At 36.2% G+C, this 19230-nt stretch carries 22 protein-coding genes; 8 read left to right on the forward strand and 14 right to left on the reverse strand.

Annotation, left to right across the window (positions count from 1 at the left end; all coding sequences use genetic code 11):
- Nucleotides 1–388: 388 nt before the first annotated feature.
- The 7 genes from B371_RS0111130 to B371_RS0111160 form a co-directional block, all read right to left on the reverse strand.
- Nucleotides 389–1930 (reverse strand): acyl-CoA carboxylase subunit beta, encoded by a 1542-nt coding sequence (locus B371_RS0111130; RefSeq protein ID WP_019414395.1) that lies wholly within the window; start codon nucleotides 1928–1930, stop codon nucleotides 389–391.
- 44 nt (nucleotides 1931–1974) lie between these two features.
- Complete coding sequence (locus B371_RS0111135; protein ID WP_019414396.1) at nucleotides 1975–2187, reverse strand: acetyl-CoA carboxylase biotin carboxyl carrier protein subunit; 213 nt, start codon at nucleotides 2185–2187, stop codon at nucleotides 1975–1977.
- A 1-nt stretch (nucleotide 2188) separates the two neighbouring features.
- Nucleotides 2189–3544 (reverse strand): acetyl/propionyl/methylcrotonyl-CoA carboxylase subunit alpha, encoded by a 1356-nt coding sequence (locus tag B371_RS0111140; RefSeq protein ID WP_019414397.1) that lies wholly within the window; start codon nucleotides 3542–3544, stop codon nucleotides 2189–2191.
- 167 nt (nucleotides 3545–3711) lie between these two features.
- Nucleotides 3712–4092: a hypothetical protein gene (locus B371_RS0111145; protein WP_019414398.1), complete on the reverse strand. Its 381-nt coding sequence runs from the start codon at nucleotides 4090–4092 to the stop codon at nucleotides 3712–3714.
- A gap of 55 nt (nucleotides 4093–4147) precedes the next feature.
- Entirely contained in the window at nucleotides 4148–4909 is a 762-nt protein-coding gene (locus B371_RS0111150; protein ID WP_019414399.1) for an enoyl-CoA hydratase/isomerase family protein, read from the reverse strand.
- An 86-nt stretch (nucleotides 4910–4995) separates the two neighbouring features.
- Nucleotides 4996–5169, reverse strand: a complete 174-nt coding sequence (gene rpmF / locus B371_RS0111155; RefSeq protein WP_019414400.1) for a 50S ribosomal protein L32 — start codon at nucleotides 5167–5169, stop codon at nucleotides 4996–4998.
- Between the two features lie 23 nt (nucleotides 5170–5192).
- Complete coding sequence (locus B371_RS0111160) at nucleotides 5193–5723, reverse strand: DUF177 domain-containing protein (RefSeq protein WP_019414401.1); 531 nt, start codon at nucleotides 5721–5723, stop codon at nucleotides 5193–5195.
- Nucleotides 5724–5844: 121 nt separating this feature from the next.
- Here B371_RS0111160 and B371_RS0111165 point away from each other — a divergent pair, with 121 nt between their 5' ends.
- Nucleotides 5845–7056 carry a nucleotidyltransferase gene (locus tag B371_RS0111165; RefSeq protein WP_019414402.1) on the forward strand — a complete coding sequence of 404 codons (1212 nt, stop codon included), beginning with the start codon at nucleotides 5845–5847 and terminating at the stop codon, nucleotides 7054–7056.
- Here B371_RS0111165 and B371_RS0111170 read toward each other — a convergent pair.
- Nucleotides 7053–8105, reverse strand: coding sequence for a SepM family pheromone-processing serine protease (locus tag B371_RS0111170; protein ID WP_019414403.1), 1053 nt, complete (start codon nucleotides 8103–8105; stop codon nucleotides 7053–7055). The two genes, B371_RS0111165 and B371_RS0111170, sit on opposite strands and share 4 nt — an antisense overlap.
- A gap of 98 nt (nucleotides 8106–8203) precedes the next feature.
- Between B371_RS0111170 and B371_RS0111175 the strand changes: the two genes are divergently transcribed.
- Nucleotides 8204–9094: a hypothetical protein gene (locus B371_RS0111175; protein ID WP_019414404.1), complete on the forward strand. Its 891-nt coding sequence runs from the start codon at nucleotides 8204–8206 to the stop codon at nucleotides 9092–9094.
- A 403-nt stretch (nucleotides 9095–9497) separates the two neighbouring features.
- On the opposite strand, the gene coaD is transcribed toward B371_RS0111175, so the two are convergent.
- Both coaD and rsmD read right to left on the reverse strand, forming a co-directional pair.
- Nucleotides 9498–9983, reverse strand: a complete 486-nt coding sequence (gene coaD, locus B371_RS0111180) for a pantetheine-phosphate adenylyltransferase (protein ID WP_019414405.1) — start codon at nucleotides 9981–9983, stop codon at nucleotides 9498–9500.
- Entirely contained in the window at nucleotides 9976–10545 is a 570-nt protein-coding gene (gene rsmD, locus B371_RS0111185; protein WP_019414406.1) for a 16S rRNA (guanine(966)-N(2))-methyltransferase RsmD, read from the reverse strand. The genes coaD and rsmD overlap by 8 nt, the downstream gene beginning before the upstream one ends.
- A gap of 115 nt (nucleotides 10546–10660) precedes the next feature.
- On the opposite strand from rsmD, the gene B371_RS0111190 reads away from it, so the two are divergent.
- The gene (locus tag B371_RS0111190; RefSeq protein ID WP_019414407.1) at nucleotides 10661–11050 is read left to right on the forward strand and encodes a hypothetical protein; all 390 of its coding nucleotides are present in this window, start codon (nucleotides 10661–10663) and stop codon (nucleotides 11048–11050) included.
- A 1-nt stretch (nucleotide 11051) separates the two neighbouring features.
- Here B371_RS0111190 and B371_RS0111195 read toward each other — a convergent pair whose 3' ends face one another.
- Complete coding sequence (locus B371_RS0111195; protein ID WP_019414408.1) at nucleotides 11052–11324, reverse strand: YlbG family protein; 273 nt, start codon at nucleotides 11322–11324, stop codon at nucleotides 11052–11054.
- A gap of 377 nt (nucleotides 11325–11701) precedes the next feature.
- Here B371_RS0111195 and B371_RS0111200 point away from each other — a divergent pair, with 377 nt between their 5' ends.
- Complete coding sequence (locus tag B371_RS0111200) at nucleotides 11702–12610, forward strand: glycerophosphodiester phosphodiesterase (RefSeq protein WP_019414409.1); 909 nt, start codon at nucleotides 11702–11704, stop codon at nucleotides 12608–12610.
- A 37-nt stretch (nucleotides 12611–12647) separates the two neighbouring features.
- Here the strand turns inward: B371_RS0111200 and B371_RS0111205 are convergent, their stop codons facing one another.
- The gene (locus B371_RS0111205) at nucleotides 12648–13103 is read right to left on the reverse strand and encodes a YlbF family regulator (protein WP_019414410.1); all 456 of its coding nucleotides are present in this window, start codon (nucleotides 13101–13103) and stop codon (nucleotides 12648–12650) included.
- A gap of 87 nt (nucleotides 13104–13190) precedes the next feature.
- On the opposite strand from B371_RS0111205, the gene B371_RS0111210 reads away from it, so the two are divergent.
- Complete coding sequence (locus tag B371_RS0111210; protein WP_019414411.1) at nucleotides 13191–13679, forward strand: PaaI family thioesterase; 489 nt, start codon at nucleotides 13191–13193, stop codon at nucleotides 13677–13679.
- Here B371_RS0111210 and B371_RS0111215 read toward each other — a convergent pair.
- Nucleotides 13653–15128 (reverse strand): UDP-N-acetylmuramoyl-L-alanyl-D-glutamate--2,6-diaminopimelate ligase, encoded by a 1476-nt coding sequence (locus B371_RS0111215; protein ID WP_019414412.1) that lies wholly within the window; start codon nucleotides 15126–15128, stop codon nucleotides 13653–13655. The genes B371_RS0111210 and B371_RS0111215 overlap by 27 nt on opposite strands.
- 111 nt (nucleotides 15129–15239) lie before the next feature.
- On the opposite strand from B371_RS0111215, the gene B371_RS0111220 reads away from it, so the two are divergent.
- Entirely contained in the window at nucleotides 15240–15983 is a 744-nt protein-coding gene (locus B371_RS0111220) for a hypothetical protein (protein WP_019414413.1), read from the forward strand.
- 3 nt (nucleotides 15984–15986) lie between these two features.
- Here the strand turns inward: B371_RS0111220 and B371_RS0111225 are convergent, their stop codons facing one another.
- Nucleotides 15987–17057 (reverse strand): CAP domain-containing protein, encoded by a 1071-nt coding sequence (locus B371_RS0111225; protein ID WP_019414414.1) that lies wholly within the window; start codon nucleotides 17055–17057, stop codon nucleotides 15987–15989.
- 150 nt (nucleotides 17058–17207) lie between these two features.
- On the opposite strand from B371_RS0111225, the gene B371_RS0111230 reads away from it, so the two are divergent.
- On the forward strand, nucleotides 17208–17573 hold the full coding sequence (locus tag B371_RS0111230; protein ID WP_019414415.1) for a YugN family protein: 366 nt from the start codon (nucleotides 17208–17210) through the stop codon (nucleotides 17571–17573).
- A 102-nt stretch (nucleotides 17574–17675) separates the two neighbouring features.
- The gene (gene ytvI / locus B371_RS0111235; RefSeq protein WP_019414416.1) at nucleotides 17676–18734 is read left to right on the forward strand and encodes a sporulation integral membrane protein YtvI; all 1059 of its coding nucleotides are present in this window, start codon (nucleotides 17676–17678) and stop codon (nucleotides 18732–18734) included.
- Nucleotides 18735–19230: the final 496 nt, after the last annotated feature.

Consider the following 19230-nt stretch of genomic DNA (forward strand, 5'->3'; position numbering starts at 1 on the left):
GAGACCCCGCAGTGGAGCGCTAGCGACCAAGGAGGCTCGCCGCCCGCCCCGTGGAAAGCGTCCGCCTGGAGCGCAAATCAGCGGTATCATACTAGAACCTACTCCTTAAAATACCGGGAATACTGGATTCATGGCTCACTAAATTTATATACTTTCTTATTTTGTAAGAAAAACCGAGAGAAATACGCACAGTCCTTTAATTAAAGGACTGGTGATTCAAGTATCAGTTTAAAGAATAAGACAGCCGTCTATATAAATCTAGGGATTTTTGTTACAACGTACTTTCATGTTTCGAAGCTAGCGTAGCGATGAAGAATTAGACGGACGCTTTCTAATGGTTTAAGAAAAGGCCTACCTAAGTACGGTAGACCTTCAGTCTTTTTATTGATTATACGGGATATACGGGATGTTTACGAGGTGGTTGAGGAACATGTTTCGTACTATAGGCACGGAAACGCATTCCAAGAACATCACGTAAACTACTTGGTGCAACAATTTCATCAATAATCAATTCGGAAGCTAATTTGTAAATGTTAATTTCCTCTTTATATTCTTGATGTTTTTCTTGAACAAATTTCAAACGTTCTTTTGGATCTTCAATTGCTTCTATTTTATTTGAGAATACAGCATTTACAGCAGCTTCAGGTCCCATCACAGCAATTTGAGCTGTAGGTAAAGCGATACATACATCCGGTTCAAACGCTGGACCTGCCATTGCATATAAACCTGCACCATATGCTTTACGTACAATAACTGAGATTTTTGGAACGGTAGCAGAACTCATGGCCATAATTAATTTTGCACCATGGCGTATGATTCCAGCTCGCTCAACTTTTGTACCAATCATAAAGCCAGGTACATCTGCTAAGAACAGCAACGGAATTCCAAATGCGTCACATAAATTAATAAACTTCGCGGCTTTATCAGCAGAATCTCCAAACAATACTCCGCCTTTGGATTTTGGTTGGTTAGCAATAATTCCTACTGCTTGACCTTCGATTCGAGCTAGACCTGTGATAATTTCTGGTGCAAATAATTTCTTGACATCAAAGAATGAGTCTTCGTCAATTAATTGGTCTATTGCTTCATACATATCAAATGGTGCATTTTGGTTCTCGGGGATAATGGCTTCGAGTGTTCGTCCTGCTTTCACAGCTTTAGACTCGATCACTTTCGGCATTTCAGTAAAGTTGGCTGGGAAGTAAGCTAAATAACGGCGAGCTTCAGAAATAGCTTGTTGCTCATCTGTTGCTAATACATCTCCACATCCACTTACTGAGCAATGCATGCGAGCACCACCCATTTCTTCAAGCGTCACTTTTTCACCAATAACTTTTTCAGCCATACGTGGTGACCCTAAGTACATCGAGGCATTACCTTCGACCATAATAACAATATCGCAAAATGCAGGGATATAAGCGCCTCCTGCAGCTGATGGACCGAACAAGATACAGATTTGAGGAACAAATCCAGACATTCGCACTTGATTGTGGAAAATCTTACCTGCTCCACGTCGATTTGGAAACATATCTAATTGATCCGTAATACGTGCTCCAGCAGAATCGACTAGGTAAAGCATTGGTACACGAGTTTTCTCAGCAATCTCTTGAATACGAATAATCTTCTCAACTGTACGAGATCCCCATGAACCTGCTTTAACCGTTGAGTCGTTTGCCATCACACAAACTTGTTGACCTCCAACTTTTCCTGTTGCCGTAACGACACCATCAGCTGGAAGATCACCCGCCTCACAATTTGCAAAACGTCCATCCTCTAAATACTCTCCATCGTCAAATAGCAATGCTAAACGATCTCGAACAAATAATTTGTTTTGTTCTTTCATTTTTTCATGATATTTCGGATGACCACCTGCGAAAATATCGGCTAACTTTTCCTCTAACAATTCATTGTATGCTGTCTTCTGTGTCAATTGTATTGCCCCCTTTGTTTCATTCCACTTACCCCAAATACTTCTTACTCAAATGTTACAAGTACATCGCCTTCATTTACAAAATCACCAATTTGTACATCCACTTTTGCAATTTTACCAGCAGTTTCAGTTTCTATTGGAATTTCCATTTTCATTGATTCTAAAACCATAACAGTTTGTCCTACTGTTACTTCTTCACCTTCTTGAACTACGATATTAAATACAGTTCCAGCCATTGTCGATTGAACTTGTTTCATGTTATTTTCCTCCTTTTTGTTGGTCGAGCCATTGTGGTAATACAGCTGTATTATATGTCCCATCTTGGAACGCTTTTGCTCCTAAAAACTCTTGAAACAATGCTACATTTGTTTTAATTCCTTCAATCTTAACAGATGAAAAGAAGTTTTGTGCTTTTATGATCGCTTCTTCTCTTGATTCTGATTGGACGATAACTTTTGCAATCATTGGATCATAGAAGGGGGTTACTGTATTTCCTTCTTCATAACCAGCATCGATGCGGATACCATTTAGTGAACCCCAATTTAAGCTTTTGATATTCCCAGGTGAAGGGAAGAACGTTTTCGGATCTTCAGCATAAATACGGAATTCAAGAGCATGTCCTGTCGACTGAATGTCTGCTTGGTTTGTCACTGGAAGATGCTCACCTTTAGCTACTTGCAATTGCCACTCTACTAAATCAAAGCCCGTTACTGCTTCAGTCACTGGATGTTCAACTTGTAGTCTTGTATTCATTTCTAAAAAGTAGAATTGATTATCTTCGTCTACGATAAATTCAACAGTACCTGCATTTCGATAATTTACCGCTTTTGCGGCATCAACCGCTGCTTGTAACAAGCGTTCGCGTGCATGCTGCGGGAAATTTGGTGAAGGTGACTCTTCAATCACTTTTTGATTACGTCGTTGAACAGAACAATTACGTTCAAATAAATGAACGATATTACCATGGGTATCACCGAATATTTGAACTTCTATGTGACGACCGTCTGAAATATATTTTTCTAAAAAGACTACATCATCACCAAAATACGCTTTTGCGCGTGTTTTAACGGAGACAAAGTTCTGACTGAGCGCTTGTTCATTATCACAGCGAATCATACCAATCCCGCCTCCACCACTACTAGCTTTTAGCATTACTGGGTATCCGATTTGCAGTGCTTCTTCAATAGCATCTTCTAGGGTTTGTACACCCTCATCAGTACCAGGCACCACGGGCACACCTGCTGCTTTCATTGTTTGGCGAGAACCAATTTTATCTCCCATAGTTTCAATGGTCTCCGGCGTCGGACCAATAAAAATCATACCTGCTTCTTCAATTTTACGTGCGAAATCGGCATTTTCTGAAAGCAGACCGTAACCTGGATGGATAGCGTCAACTCCTTCACGCTTAGCTAATGCTATAATATCATCTACTTTTAAATACGATTGCTGAACTTGGTTTGGACCAATTAGAAATGCTGAGTCAGCTTCTTTTACGTAAGGTAAATTAACATCTGCTTCTGAATAAATTGCTACTGTTTCGATATGTAACTTTTTACACGTTTCTATAATTCGTCGTGCAATTTCTCCCCTGTTTGCAATTAGTACTTTTCGCATTACTTATCCCCCTAGTTGTTAAAACATGAATCCCCATCACTCTTAGTTTAAACGATAATTGAAAACGATTCCAACTTTTTGTTGAAGAAATATTCAAACTACAAAAAATAAAAAAAATAAGCTGCCTCTTTTAAGATTATCTCCTAAAGGATACAGCCTTTTTAAATTTAACTTTTCTGTTGAATCAACGGGTTATCTAAACAAACTCGTTGCACCTGCTGAACAAATGTTTTTAATTGTGCATGTTCCTTTTGCAGTCTATTATGTGCTTCCAATAATTCATCATAACTTGACATCGCTTGTTTTAAGTGTGTATGCATTGGATGTTGGTACTTCTGTTTCGCATGATTTAAGTCTTGTCCATATGTGTGTCTTAATGTCTTATTCCATCTAAATCCACAAGCTTGTTTTGTACGAGATAGTTTTTCAGCAGCGACTTCAAAAGCATAAATTTGAGTGCCCCCACTTTTCACTATTTCCAATACAGTAGAAGCTAATTTATGGTCATCTTCAGAAGTCCATTGATCTTTTCTTTTCACTTCAGTCATATCCTCTTCACCTCGCGTTTTTTCTACTATATGCGCGAAGAAAAAGTAATAGAAGTTATTTTTGTTTCGTTAAAAATTTTTGGACAGCCTCATGATGAACTTCAGCTTCCCAAAGAACTGCACATGCTTTAACTTCCTCTTTAATTTGATCAAATAGTTTTTGTCCAGCCCATTTACGTATCTGTATTTGTTTATAGGCACGATGGACAGATGCTTCTACTTGTTTCATCTCACACAAAAACAATTGTAATTCATGTTCTTTGTCATCTTTATATACTTTGGTTGCCCACCCGTTGGCTTCCAAGGCAGTTGCATCAAGTGGTTTTGCAGTACATAACATGAGCATAGCATCATCTTGCCTCGCTAGTTTTTCAACTAAATATGTCCCACCACCCCAACCACTTGTTATGGCAAGTGACCCTTGTATAAAACCGCACTTCGCATGTGAAGAAACTAAACGGAAGTCACAAGCGGTAGCAATTTCACAGCCACCACCAACAGCATGACCATTTACTAGTGCAATCACAGGAACTGGTAGGGTTGCGATATTATATAAGATATTCGCCATTCGATCAAGCATCGGAAAAGCGTCTTGTGCAGTCCGGAATTTATGAAAGATAGACAAATCTCCGCCTGAACAAAATACTTCATTCCCTTCACCCGTGATAATTACAAATTTAATAGTTATATCGTTATGTACAGCTGACACTAATTGCTCTAACCCATCCATGACTTCTTGATTTATAGCGTTACGAACTTTAGGCCGATTAATAGTAAATTGTAAAATGTTATCTTCTAAATGTATAGTATATGTCATGTTTCTAGGTCCTCCTTGTAAATAGAGAAAGGCCACCAAAGGGCCATGGTCTCTTTGGTGGCCTTGTATTTAGAACAAATACTGAATTATTTGCTCGTTACTTCTTTCCCTTTGTAATATCCACATGATTTACAAACATGGTGAGCCAATTTTGATTCACTACAGTTTGGACAAGTTATCATACCTGGTAAAGCTAATTTGAAATGAGTACGACGTTTTCTTTTTGCGGTTTTAGAAGTTCTTCTAGCCGGTACAGCCATTGGTGACACCTCCTTACAGATCGTTATTCGTCTGTTCGATCAAAATACTTAGCTAAATCAGCAAGTCTAGGATCTAATTTTTTATGTTCATTCTCTTCTTTTACAGACAATTCCTCATCCGTTGAGTACGACCAGTTTTTACCACCAAGAATCGGTAAGTTTTCAGTATTTTCCTTAAACACTTGTATCGGGATTTCGACTAAGATTAATTCTTCAAATAGAGGGTCAACATTTACTACATCGCCTTCTAAATAACTAATTTCTCCAACGTCTTCCTTTGGTGTTTCTGACCAACTAAAAAGCTCATCGGCTTGAATATCAAACGGATACTCAACATCTTCCCACGTGCGAGCACATGGTAAAGTTAGGGTGCCTGTCAGTTGAAAATGACAAGTCATTTGCGCTGCACCAAATGTACAGTGCCCTTTTACATGCACGGGTGAAATCTTCCGGATGTCCGGGTTACGTTTCATTACTTCATCCAATTGAATTATTTCATCAATCGGCATACCGTTATTGCGATACTTAGATAGTTGATGAATGGCCCATTTCATTCGCTTTCACCTCAAGACAACAAAGTTGATTATATAATGTTAGAAATTAGATGTCAAGATAATTTCTTGTCACTACTTTTTTTGACCCGTATAATGATAACAATACAAGGGGGTCACAAATATGAAAGCAACTGGTATAGTCGTCGAACATAATCCATTTCATAACGGACACTTATATCATATCAAAGAATCACGAAAAAAAACAACTGCAGATGTTATTATCGCTGTAATGAGTGGTAACTTTTTACAACGAGGAGAACCTGCTCTAGTTAACAAATGGACAAGAACTGATATGGCCTTAAAGGCTGGAGTGGATCTCGTAATCGAACTTCCATATGTATTTGCCACTGCTCAAGCGAGTGACTTTGCTCGAGGGTCTATTGAGTTACTCGAGGCCCTTGGGTGTGATTCTTTTTGTTTTGGTAGCGAAGTCGGAACGATTGAACCCTTTTATCACACTTATGAAGTTCTTACTTCACAACAAGAGTTTTACCAAAGTTTGATTAAACAATACATGAAACTTGGATTAAGTTATCCAAAAGCGTTGAATGAAGCATACGCTGAGGTAACTAAAAATAATAAGCTTGAGTTAGTAGATTTATCGAAACCAAACAATATTCTGGGCTATCATTACTTAGAAGCTGCAAATCAAATGAATGCAAATATAAAGCCTGTTACCCTCCAACGTATTGTAGCTAACTATCATGATGATATAGACCAAAACCAATCAATCGCAAGCGCTACGGGCATTCGTAAGGCTATTTTCGATAGCGGGTCAATTGAATCATTAAGAAACTTCATGCCTCAATCTTCCCTTAATGAGTTACTCAAGTGGAAAAACTCAATCGGTGTATTTGGCAGCTGGCAACAGTTTTGGCCAATCCTAAGATTTACTATCATTCGCTCTTCCTTAAAAGAGCTTGCGACTTATGCAGAAGTGACTGAAGGAATAGAGCACTTAATATATGAAGCAGCAAGTCAAAGTGAAACATTTGAAGTTTTTATGAAACGAGTAAAATCAAAACGGTACACGTGGACACGCATTCAGCGTATGCTTACCCATATATACACTGGATTTACTTGGGAAGAATTAAGATCACATCAAAATCCAACTTATCTACGTGTTCTCGGCATGACACAAAATGGACAAAAATATCTTAACCAGAATAAAAAAAATCTTTCATTGCCTCTCGTTAGTCGAGTAGCGGCAACGAAGGACTCATTATTAGATTTTGATATACGTGCAACAGATTTATATCAATTGGGGCTTCAATCATCCAAGATTACGCAACCGACTGGTCTAGACTACCGAAAACCACCCATTATTCTTTAATTGTTTTTAGGTTCAAGACTTTCTAAATAAGTTAGAGCATCCTCTACGGTTTTGACGGGCACGATTTTCATCTTCGTGCCTATTTTTTCTGCAGACTCTTTCGCATCTAAATAATTTGAGCGTAAAGATGGATTATTTTCTAAAACTTCCTCTGGTAACAAATCATCAGGTGCAAAGAAAACATCGATGCCAGCTTTATCTGCAGCAACTACTTTTAATTCGATACCCCCTATACGACCAACTTCTCCTGTATTTTTCATAGTACCTGTTCCACCAACACTATAGCCTTTGGATAAATCTTCACCCATTAACTGATTTAGAATTTCTAATGTAAACATTAACCCTGCTGAAGGACCACCAATTTCGTCTGATCTAATGTTCACTTTTGGCGAAGTAATTATCTCTAAATCCTCTGTAAATGAAATGCCAAGACCTGCTCTATTTTCTTGATTAGGGATTTGTTTTAACTCAACGTCAATTATCTCTACTTTTTCGTTACGCTCTACTTTTAATGTAACAACCTCTCCTAATTTCTTATCCTTTAAATAATCAATTAATTTTTCTTGGTCATCACTTTCAATCTCATCAATTTGTAAAATCCTATCTCCAGCTTCAAGCAACCCTTCAGCAGCCCCGTCTGGTAAAACATTTAATATAAACACACCTTTAACGACCACTTCATATGGTTTTCCTGCTTTTTCAAATGCAACTTGAATTGCATTAAATTGTGATTGTGACATGAGGTGAAGTTGTCTAACATTATACTCATTTTCATCTTCATCGGGATTTCTCACTTGATTTGTTTGTAATATTTTTTGATGATCGGAAAAATTTGCCCATACATAACTAAGTGCAGTACCTTTCGCTAAAGCAATAGTCATTAAATTCATAGATCCCTTATCATCTTCATCTCCGCCTTCTATGTTTACAAGCGGTTCTAAAGGATAAGCACCCCCAGGTTTAGTTATGTAAACATCGATAGGGTAAAATGTGGCTCCTACTAAAAAAATACAAATCAATAAAAAACTAATTGCACTTTTCTTTTGCATGTTTACTCACCTCCATGATGACAAGCGTTCTTTTTGCATATACATAGTTTAGCACTTTCACTTTGCTTCTGACAAAACGGTTGAAACGGGGAGTTTACATGCTTCACAAGATTACACTAATCATTTGTAGTATTCTCATGGCATTGTTTATCTTTATGCCAGGGATTGCCCATCAAGGAGCCCAACTAGGATTGGAAGTTTTCTCAAAGCGCTTATTACCCTATTTATTGCCTTATTTAGTTGTTTCTCAATGGCTTTTGTATGAACTTTATAAAAAAAATAAGTGGCAAACTCATGTGGGTAATAGCATGAAAATTTATGCAATAGGTGCTTTTGGGGGGTTTCCAACAGGCGCTGCAACTATCTCAACTCTTGCACAATCGAGCATGATTAATAAACGCCATGCAAGTCACTTACTTGGGATATGTCATGCACCTAACCCAATGTTTGTAGTAGGTGTTGTTGGCAGTCAATTTCTATCATCCGTCAGTACGGGTATGGTACTGATGGTAATAATACATAGTATCAATCTTTTGTTTCTAATAATTCTCCATATATTTATACCCATGCCTACTATTAGTAAAAATGAGCAATTAACAAATTCGAATACTTCTTCTTTTAGTGAAGGTATTCATCAAACTGCTTCTATTTTACTTTTAGTTGCAACTACTATGGTATTTTTCACAACAATTAGTACTGTAATTAGGGAGAGTATCGTATATATCTTTGATGCAATCCCAAACCAAATAACTGTTTTTATATATTCTTTTTTTGAAATGACAGCTGGGTTAGAAATAGCACACCAATTATTTCAAGCGGAAGCATTGTTCCCTCTTTTAGCAGTATCCATTCTCTCCTTCAATGGTTTAAGTATACATATGCAAATCATGGTGTTGGCTAAATCAGCCAAACTCTCTTTAAAACCTTATGTACTATATCGTTTAATCCATTTTCTTTTATTTGTAGGTATAAGTTCTCTTTTTTTATAAGTATTATTGGAAATGCCAATTCGTCGACAGTTTTTGTCTGTGCTTATAAACAGCTGGTTAATAAGGGCACTTGAAAAGTGCCTTTTAGCTCGTCGACACTTATGTTAAAAGAATTAGAGATGAACATTTCTTTTTTACCTCGTAAATGGTCACTGAGTGGCCGTAGAACTATCCAATTAGTGTTCTCAATACCAAAGTTCATTAAAGTGACAAAGGGCTTTAGAACCTCTAAGAGAGCTTCCCTTTTAAAACCATTGCAATTAAGCTCCATACCAAAATGGAAGAATGTAAATCAATACTAGATACTTAAAATAATCCTCCAAATTGGCCCTTGATCTAGTAATAGGAAATATTTAATAAAAGATATTCTTATTACAGTGCCTTTTTAAAAAATCATACGGCATTAAGACTTATCAAATTTTAATTTTAAGGCATCTTCCACTTGTTTAGGTACGAGCTCAGAAATATCTCCACCATATTTGGCTACTTCTTTTACAATACTTGAACTCAGGAAAGAATACTGATTATTTGTCATGATAAAAAAAGTTTCAATACTTTTATCAAGAACCCTATTCATTGACGTAATTTGCATTTCATATTCAAAATCTGAAACAGCACGTAACCCACGAATAATGGCATGAGCATTGACACTTTTGGCATATTCAACGAGTAAACCTGAAAAAGTATCCACCTTAACATTTGGTAATGTTGATGTAACTTGGCTTATTAAAGCCATTCGTTCTTCAAGCGTAAATAACGATTTCTTAGTTGAGTTATTTAACACGACTACATGAATTTCATCAAATACTGAAGCACCTCGACTAATAATGTCCAAATGTCCAAATGTTATGGGATCAAAACTTCCTGGCACTACTGCAATCTTAGTCATAGCGTTCTCCTTCTTCCTGTTGATAAATCGAGATAATGGTACTACCATATGTTTCTTTTTTAGTGACAATAAATGATCCGTATTTATCTTTCAAGTCTACCCCTTTTTCGTGTTCACATAAGATAATAGCATTTTTAGTCAACAAGTTTTTATCAATAAACTGGTCAATTAATTCATAATAGCCTACTTTTTCATAAGGTGGATCTAAAAACAATAAATCGATTTGAACTTTTCTTTTTTCTAAGGATTTGATTGCTCGAGTAGCATCTGCTTTATAGACTTCTGCATACTCTTCAAGATTACATTTTTTTAAATTTTCATAAATGATAGGAATAGCTCGAGGGTTTTTCTCAATAAAAATACATCTGTCAATACCACGACTGATAGATTCAATTCCAAGCCCTCCACTTCCTGCAAACAAATCTACAGCTAGTCCACCCTCAAAATAAGGTCCGATTATATTGAATATTGATTCTTTAACCTTATCTGTTGTTGGTCGTGTATCAGACCCAGGTACTGCTTTTAAAGAGAGACCTCTTCGCGTACCGGATATTACTCGCATGAAATTCCTCCTTACCTAAATAACATTAATTTTACAAATTAACTTGCCCAAAATTTTTCAAATGCTTCATTGCTCACTCCGTGATAAGATGACTATGGAAAGGGTGTGCATTCTTATGATTCAACGTTTTATTGAACTTGGAGAAGGTTATAGTGATATTTATGAATGGGTAGAATTACTAAAAACGAATGAAGACCGTTTTCATCATGTATGTATTTTCACATCTGAATTTAATGCCGTCAAAAAATTTAGTGTGGCTCTTATATTAAAACCAGTAAGTGACAGTAAATTCATGCCTATTTACTTTTGTCGTGAAGGCATCGAATATACCGATGAAAAAACGAGTAAACGAATCCAATTAATTGAAAAGACGCTGAAGGAAAGAAATTATTCCCCACACCGTCTTGAAGTTAAGCATTCTTCTCACTTTGCAGAACCCGCATTATATCATCAATATTTAACCGGGATATTTAGATTACACTATATATTGCCACCTCTAAGATAACTTATAAGCCTGTTTTATAGTCGTATTCCTTCGCTTTGTCTGGTTTTGAATTTTCATACTCAGTTTTGACAAACGGACGATAGGACGGGCTGACTTCTTTCACAAAAGGAAGTTTTTGGATTTTCGTTGATATCACTTCAATTTGATCAAGATCGCAATACATTACGACATATTTTAACTTCCTAGAAATGAATTGAACATGACCATATTTCCTTAAAGATTTTGCTTGTTTTAAGTGGTGTACATAAACAATTAGTCCTTGTCGATCATTCATGCGTGTTCCCTCTTTTCTTACTTAAAAGAATACCATATGATAGAAAACGTTAGCAACCATCCAAGGTTTATGGTATCGGGTACTATTTTTCGAATCTTCACTCATGACAAAGAGTTAGATATATAAGTTCAGTGTACTCAGTTGATATCCATTTAGACCTAACTAATGGGCACCTAAATTTAAGTTTGCTTGAGTGGCGGTTTTTGTATAATGAATCACCCTTTAATTCATTATACCCAGAGAAACAATCAGATTACCTTCTTTTAGGCCTACAATGAGAATATTAGTAGGGGTGAGACTATCATCCTAAAAAGATGGGTTTTCTTATAAGAAAATAGTATAATAATAAAAGCAAGTTTGCATTAGGGGGAAAAAGCATGGGGAAGAAAACGAAAGTAGCAATTGCAATCGCCGCAGCCAGTGCTGCTGCTTGGGCAGGCTCAAAAGCCCTCTCAAAACCTCAAAAACGACCTGATAAAGAAGCACTAAAGTACGATCACCCAATTATTTTAGCTCATCGTGGTGGATCTTTAATTGCACCTGAAAATTCAATGAGCGCATTTAAAAAAGCAGCAGGACTTGGTGTTCATGGATTTGAAATAGATATTCGTCTTACAAAAGATGAGGAAATCGTTGTTTTTCATGATGAATATATAAACCGTACTACTGACGGTGAAGGTCGCATTGCTGATATGACACTATCTGAATTAAAAGCTTTTGATCTTGGTTATCATTTTTTAAACGATCAAAAAGAATACGAGTATCGTAGTAAAGGTGAAACAATCGTTTTGCTACGTGAATTATTTGAAGAGTTTCCTCACATGCTAATTAATATTGATATGAAAGACTCACCTGAAACATATGAAGGAAGTTTGATTCCTTCAAAATTATGGCGCTTGATTGAAGAGCTTGGAGTTCACAACCGCGTTGTCGTTACAAGTTTTCATGATGAACAAATCGATCGCTTTAACCTCTATGCACAAAATTCTGTCGCTTTAGGAGCAGGTGAAAATGAAGTTCGTAAAGCCTATTCTGCCTTTACAAGCCAATTTAAACATTTGTATCATCCTCGCACAGACGTTGTACAAATACCTGTAAAATCTAGCATTTTTCCACTTGACGGCGAAGGATTTATTCAATTCTTGTCCAACTTAAATATACCTGTTCATTACTGGACAATTAATGACTTACAAACGATGGAAAGACTTTTGCAATCAGGTGCTAAAGGAATTATTACAGATAGACCAGATTTAGCAGTCTCTCTTCTAATTGACAAAAATGCATAAGAAAAAGGATGTGTTTATAAAACACATCCTTTTATTATTAAGCTGAACACCCACAAGAACCACCAGTGCCACAACTTCCAGTGCTACAAGAAGATGAAGATTCAGCTGCAAAAAACGGATTACTTACTGGGACTTTGACAGACTCAGAAACGGTTTTACCTATTAGTAAGCTGACTTCATCTAATAAATCTTGTAAATCATTTTCAGCTATTTTTAATGTTGCAACGCGTTCATTCATATCAAGTTCGCGTTTTTGTACACGAATAGATTTCATCACTATTTTATAGTCTGGATGATACTTTCCGAAGCGTTGAACATCTTCATACTGTTCTTTTAAACGAGTAAACGAAGAGATTTGCCTTTTTAATAGATCATCTGTATAGACATCAAAATAAGCTTCTTTAAATCTTTCCGCTTGTTTGGAGGATAAGATCATCTTTGTCAAACTATCTCCTTCATCCATGATGTTTGCCCATTCTAATGTCATCATCATCATAAATCCCCCCAATCTGTTCTTATCATAACAGATTGGACGCTAAAATTAAAAGACCTGTATTTACTAAAAGTTAGGAGAAATTAAATGAAAGCTCAACTATTTACTCAATTTCAGAATATTGTCGACCGTGCATCAAACGAAGATTTAGCTATATTGTCTCAATGGATGAACGGCTTTGAGAAAAAGCAGTCTAACGAAATGACTACGTATTTAAGTGCTGGATTGCATATGGAACGAACATTAACTGCTGATTACTGTAGGGTTTCAATTCCAAATACCCCTTATATTCACAATACACTCAATATCCCACATGGCGGAATATTAGCTGTACTGTTAGATACGGCAATGGGTATCCTTGCAAACCATTCACTACCTGTAGGGTTTGCATCTGTAACAACGAACTTATCTATAAATTACGTAGCACCTGCAGCTGCTGGTGGTCATATACATGCGCAAGTAACTTTATCTCATAAAGGTCGACAAACAATCGTGTTGACTGGAGAAATCAAGGATCATCTAGGTAGACTTATTGCTATTGGGACAGGCTCATTTTTCGTTATTCCGAGTAAGTGACAATAGTACTTTATTAACCATTTCTTCATCAGAAAATGGTAAAATTTGGTCACCGATATGTTGTGTACACTCGTGACCTTTTCCCGCTATACATAGTAAATCACCAGGTTGACAACATTGAAGTGCTTGTTCTATTGCCTTTGCCCGATCTACTTCGATATGAATACTAGTAGAAATACTAGTAGAATCCGGTAAATCTTCTATAATTTCTTGACAGATTTTTATTGGATCCTCAGTCCGTGGATTATCTGATGTCACCCACAAGAAATCCCCGTAAGATGCAGCGATTCTTCCCATTTCACTACGTTTCAATTGATCACGGTCTCCTCCACAACCAAATACGACAAGTAATCTACCTTCTGTAATTTGTGCTGCTGAAGAAAGGAAATGCAGTAAAGCTTCTGGTGTATGTGCATAATCAATGACAACTTGAAATGGCTGATTGAGGATGAATTGGAATCTACCAGAAGGTAAAGTTAATAATGGCAGAGATGGAGCAATGACATTCATTGGAATACCCATTTGTCGAACAGTTGATATTGCAGCAGCAATATTTGAGGTATTATACGTGCCAGAAAAACCTACTTTGATAAAATAATCTTTCTCTTCATCCTTTATTTTCAAGTTCATCGATGACGTCTTTAATTCTTCTAATATTACATGGTGTTTTCCAAACCATGTAAGTTCCTTGACACATTTTTTTCCTACTTCAAGCCAAAATGGATCATCTTGATTTATTACAATTTTATTCCCTAAATCTATTAATCTACATTTTGCTTTTTTATACGCTTCTATTCCTTCGTGATCTTCTAAATGGTCATGACCAATATTTAAAAAGACGCCTTGTTGAATTGAACAATGATCCAATCGATGTTGCGCTAACCCCATTGAAGAAGCTTCAATAATTACGTGTGTTACATTCATCTTCAAGAGCCTGGCAAATGTTTTGTGGAGTTGAGGTGCAGACCACGTAGTGAGAGATGGTACGTTTTCTATCACTTTTTCACCATTAATAAACAGCCCAAGAGTCCCAATCACTGCAGTTCTATAGCCAAGAAATGTGAGAATTTGACCAATTAAATGGCTTACCGTAGTCTTCCCATTTGTACCTGTCACTGCCACAACATGTAACTGTTCTGAGGGATTACCATTGATACGGGAAGACGCGTGTGATAGAAAACTACGCGTGTTTGGCACAATCCCAAAAGCCACATCAGGACAAACCTTACTATCTTCTCTCTCTTCCGAAATAATACAAACGGCTCCGTTTTGTATTGCCTCGTCTATATAAATAGCTCCGTTAGCACGTCTCCCTTTAATTACTACAAAGACATCTCCTACTTGAACATCTCTCGAATCATCTTTAACACCTTTAATCAATTCATTAATTGAACCTTGCAACCACGTACACGGCCAGTCTTTTAACAATTCAGCAATGACAAAAGTCATTGTACCCCTCCTACACAAAATGAAATTGATGGAATACATTAAAGTCAAGGTAACTTCATCGTATGTAATATTGCAGGTAAATGTCACTCATGATAATAAGGAGCGGGTTTAATGATTGTCCAGAAATTCGGAGGCATTGCGATGAAAGATGAAGCATCACGTCAAATATGTGTTCGACATATACAAGAAGGTTTAATAAAACATAATTCGGTTTTGGTAGTGGTATCGGCAATGGGGCGTCTTGGAGATCCTTATTCAACTGATACGTTGATTCAAATAACTGACGCATTTCAATTAGCCCCAGAAGCTAAAGATGTAGCTGCAATTTGTGGAGAGTTACTCTCTTCATCCGTATTGGCGGCTGAATGTTTAAAAAAACAAATTCCTTGTCATTTAGCATACGGATTACAGTCAGGAATTTTTACAGACGATAATTTTGGGGATGCTTCGATTATAAAAACATCTAAAATTGCAATAGAAGAATTATTTCAACATGTATCATGTGTCATAGTTCCAGGATTCCAAGGAATGACAACAGACCATCGTTTTACAACACTTGGTCGAGGAGGTAGTGATTTAACAGCAGTCGTTTTAGCTTCTTTATTTGGAGCTGAGGCAGTTGAGTTTTATAAAGATGTACCTGGTGTAATGTCAGATGATCCCAAAAACTCTGCAAACCCACAGAAAATAGCACAACTCTCCTATAAAGAGCTTCAGTCTATATGTGAGACGTCAAAACATCCGATTTTACAAAAAAAAGCAGTGGAAATGGCTGCAAAACACCACATTCCACTGAATATTCGTCCATTTGGATCTAATGAAGAAGGAACTTGGATTAATTCCTCCAAAAATTAATTTTTATTCACTATAACTTTGTTGCTTAATAAAGTTTTGGGTATAATAATTAGCAAATGCACCTACACCTAGATGTGTAAAGTCTTTCCGCAATAACACTTCTCGGTGAACTGTTGAATTAAACAAACTATGCACTACTTCTGCTGAATCATAATATTTTGATGCAATGTTTTCAGCAGCATTTTCATACTCGATCTGTGCTTCTTCCAAACGATTTTCTAAGTCTCCGTAATCTGGAGACTCATGTGAAAAATAATTTGACATTGCCATATCTTCACTGTGTTTTCTAGCCACTAATCGTAAAGCTTTGCTTTCTAACAAGGTAGGACTAGAATGTCTTGCTCTATAGACATTTGTTAACTCAAAAATTTGACGCTCACTTGATTCATTAATTAAGTTCTGCATATTCGTTGAAGGAACAATCGGTGCCAAATAATCTCCTTTATAAGTCATTTCATAAGGTTGATGTAGTACTAAAGTGTGAGGGTCAGTAAAACGAATTGCTTCAACTTCACCATCTTGAGTATCCACATAGATTTGCGCGAATAATCCTTCAAACTCTACAAGTAAGCGATTTCTCGTATCTAATTCATTAATAGTAAAAGTATAAACACTTGATTCGATTGTTACAGATACTTCAGATTCAATAATAGTAAATCGATATAAATCTTCAATTGATTGTCCTACTTGATATGGGGCAGCATCTAGGTTTTCTCCTGCAATATATACCTGGTTAATATCATCATTACTATTTACACCAACCAACATATAACTACTTAGCGAACTATTGTATACCCACCAATCATAGCCAAAAGCAGATGGCTCAATTCGGTTAGGTTCACCAAATAATTCCACCATTTTTTTTGTATTTTGACCTACAAGAGTAGATAGTCCTGTTTCTGGTCGTGATATAGTGTCTTTAAAAGATGGCGGCAACAAGTTTTCTTGTGGCAACGCCTGGCCTGTTGAATCAGGAGCTTCTAGTAAATCATTTTCTTGAATAGTTGGATCTGAATAAAAGATGACCGTTAAAATAATTGCTAAAAATATTAAAATTCGAATCAATACTTTCAATTAGACATCTCCTAACAATGAAAATCATGAATGTGTATATATAGTGTAACTCATTTTGACACAATGTTGTCATTGCAACAAACAAGAAATTACACTATTATAAAATGGAACGCTAGACTTAGTTAATGTATGTAAAAGGAGGAATAACCCATGTATTTCGAAAACACTGGAATTGAAAATACAGCAGCTGATTTAGAGTTATTAGATGAAATCATGTTAAATCATGGCCTAGTTCGTGAAGGACAATGGGATTATGAACGTGTAACATATGATAAAAAATTTGAAATTAAAGAAGGTACATTCTACTTACGTATTTCTGGTTTTACAAATGATGGCGATGTTGGCGCACACGATGCGATTATCAAATTAATGAAGCCTGTTATAGGCAAACATTACTACCCACATGGAATCGAATATGGAGATGAAGAAGTCTTCCCAGCACATTTAGTAAAATCATGCCAACAAACGTTAACTGCAGTAAAAAAAGATGTAACTGCATTTGAAATTCACGAATAATAAGTACGCCGAAGAAGCTTCTTTCTTCGGCGTTTTTCAATTTCTTTTCAAAAGTCAAGAAATTGTCTATACTTATAGTATCGGGAAGTGAAGGTGTTGCGAGTGCCAAAGTTGTTCACAAAAAAGTTATTAATCATTACATTACTAATCTCACTATTTATTATCTTTATTATCTTTGTACTCCCTCTTTCAGTGCCAATTATATTAGCGTTATTGACAGCTTTTTTACTTGAACCAATTGTAAAGTGGAGTAAAGAAAAGTTTAAATGGCCCCGAAAATCAGCGGTCATCACGGTTTTTATTTTATTTTTGTTACTCATTTCAGCTATCTTATATTTCACAATTACTCAATTAATTGGACAAATCATTCAATTAACTAAGGTTGCACCAGAGTATTTTAATACCTTATCACTTTCTTGGATGAATTACCAAAGTAAATTATTTAGCTATACCCAAGGAATGCCAATCGAAGTCGTATCTTCAATCGATAAAGAATTTAATCGGTTTTTAGCAGTTATGCAAAAAGCAGTGTTAGGCTTTGTTAGCTATGAGAGTATTAGTAGCTTATTATCAAAAATCCCAAATTTTTTAGTTAGTTTTATCGTATACATAATTACATTGTTCTTATTTATGTTAGATCTTACGAATTTAAAGAAAATGGTATTTAGACATTTAACACCAGCTACTGCAGAGAAAGTTCGTTTTATGACTTCACGTTTGAATTCTGTCACATTTGGTTTCATGAAAGCACAATTACTTGCAAGTTTATTTATTTTGGTGGCTAGTTTTATCGGCTTGTTATTTATTGCACCTGAGTATGCAATAGTTATGTCTATTGTTATTTGGATTGTTGATATTATTCCTATACTAGGTTCTATAGCAATAGTTGGACCTTGGTCATTGTATCAATTTGCAACGGGTGACATTGCTTTGGGAACAAAGTTAGCTATCTTAGCACTTGTTTTACTAATTATTAGACGTTCAGTTGAACCAAAATTGATGGGTTCACAGATTGGTTTATCTGCTTTAGCTACATTAATTGCGATGTTTATAGGGTTACAAGTTTTCGGCTTTTTAGGCTTATTAATTGGACCATTAATTGTAATAGTTTTTACAACAGCTAAAGAAGCAGGAATTATTAAAATGAACTTTAAGATATAAGAAAAACCGGGCAAAGTTGGCCCGGTCCTTTATAAGAAAGCCTTCTATTTAAGTCTACTGATTTCCGTTACAGGCGGACGCTTTCCGTGGGCGGTCCGTGAGCCTCCTCGCAAGCGCCTGCGGGGTCTCACCTGGCCTCGCTTTTCCCACTGGAGTCGCCGCCTTTCACTACAATCATTCTTCTTTTAAAAATCAACAGTGATAAGAATATATTTTTAAAAATAAATATAAAAATTCATTCTATCTTGTAAAAAAAAAGTGCACAAACCTATATAGGATGATTTTTTATGTGCAATCCAAATATTACTAAACAAGAATATATTACTGAACAAAGTTCACTTCCACTGACAGGAAATTTGCGTTTCTAAAAAAGGAAATCCTGACTTCTTATTAATCGAATTACGAGAGTCACATCAAAGAAATACCGTTTTAGCATGTTAGTCTCTATATACTAAAAACACCATGAACACTGAGTTCTTGGTACTCTATAGTCATA

This window comes from Paenisporosarcina sp. TG20 (assembly GCF_000286315.1).
In the GTDB taxonomy this organism is placed as follows: domain Bacteria; phylum Bacillota; class Bacilli; order Bacillales_A; family Planococcaceae; genus Paenisporosarcina.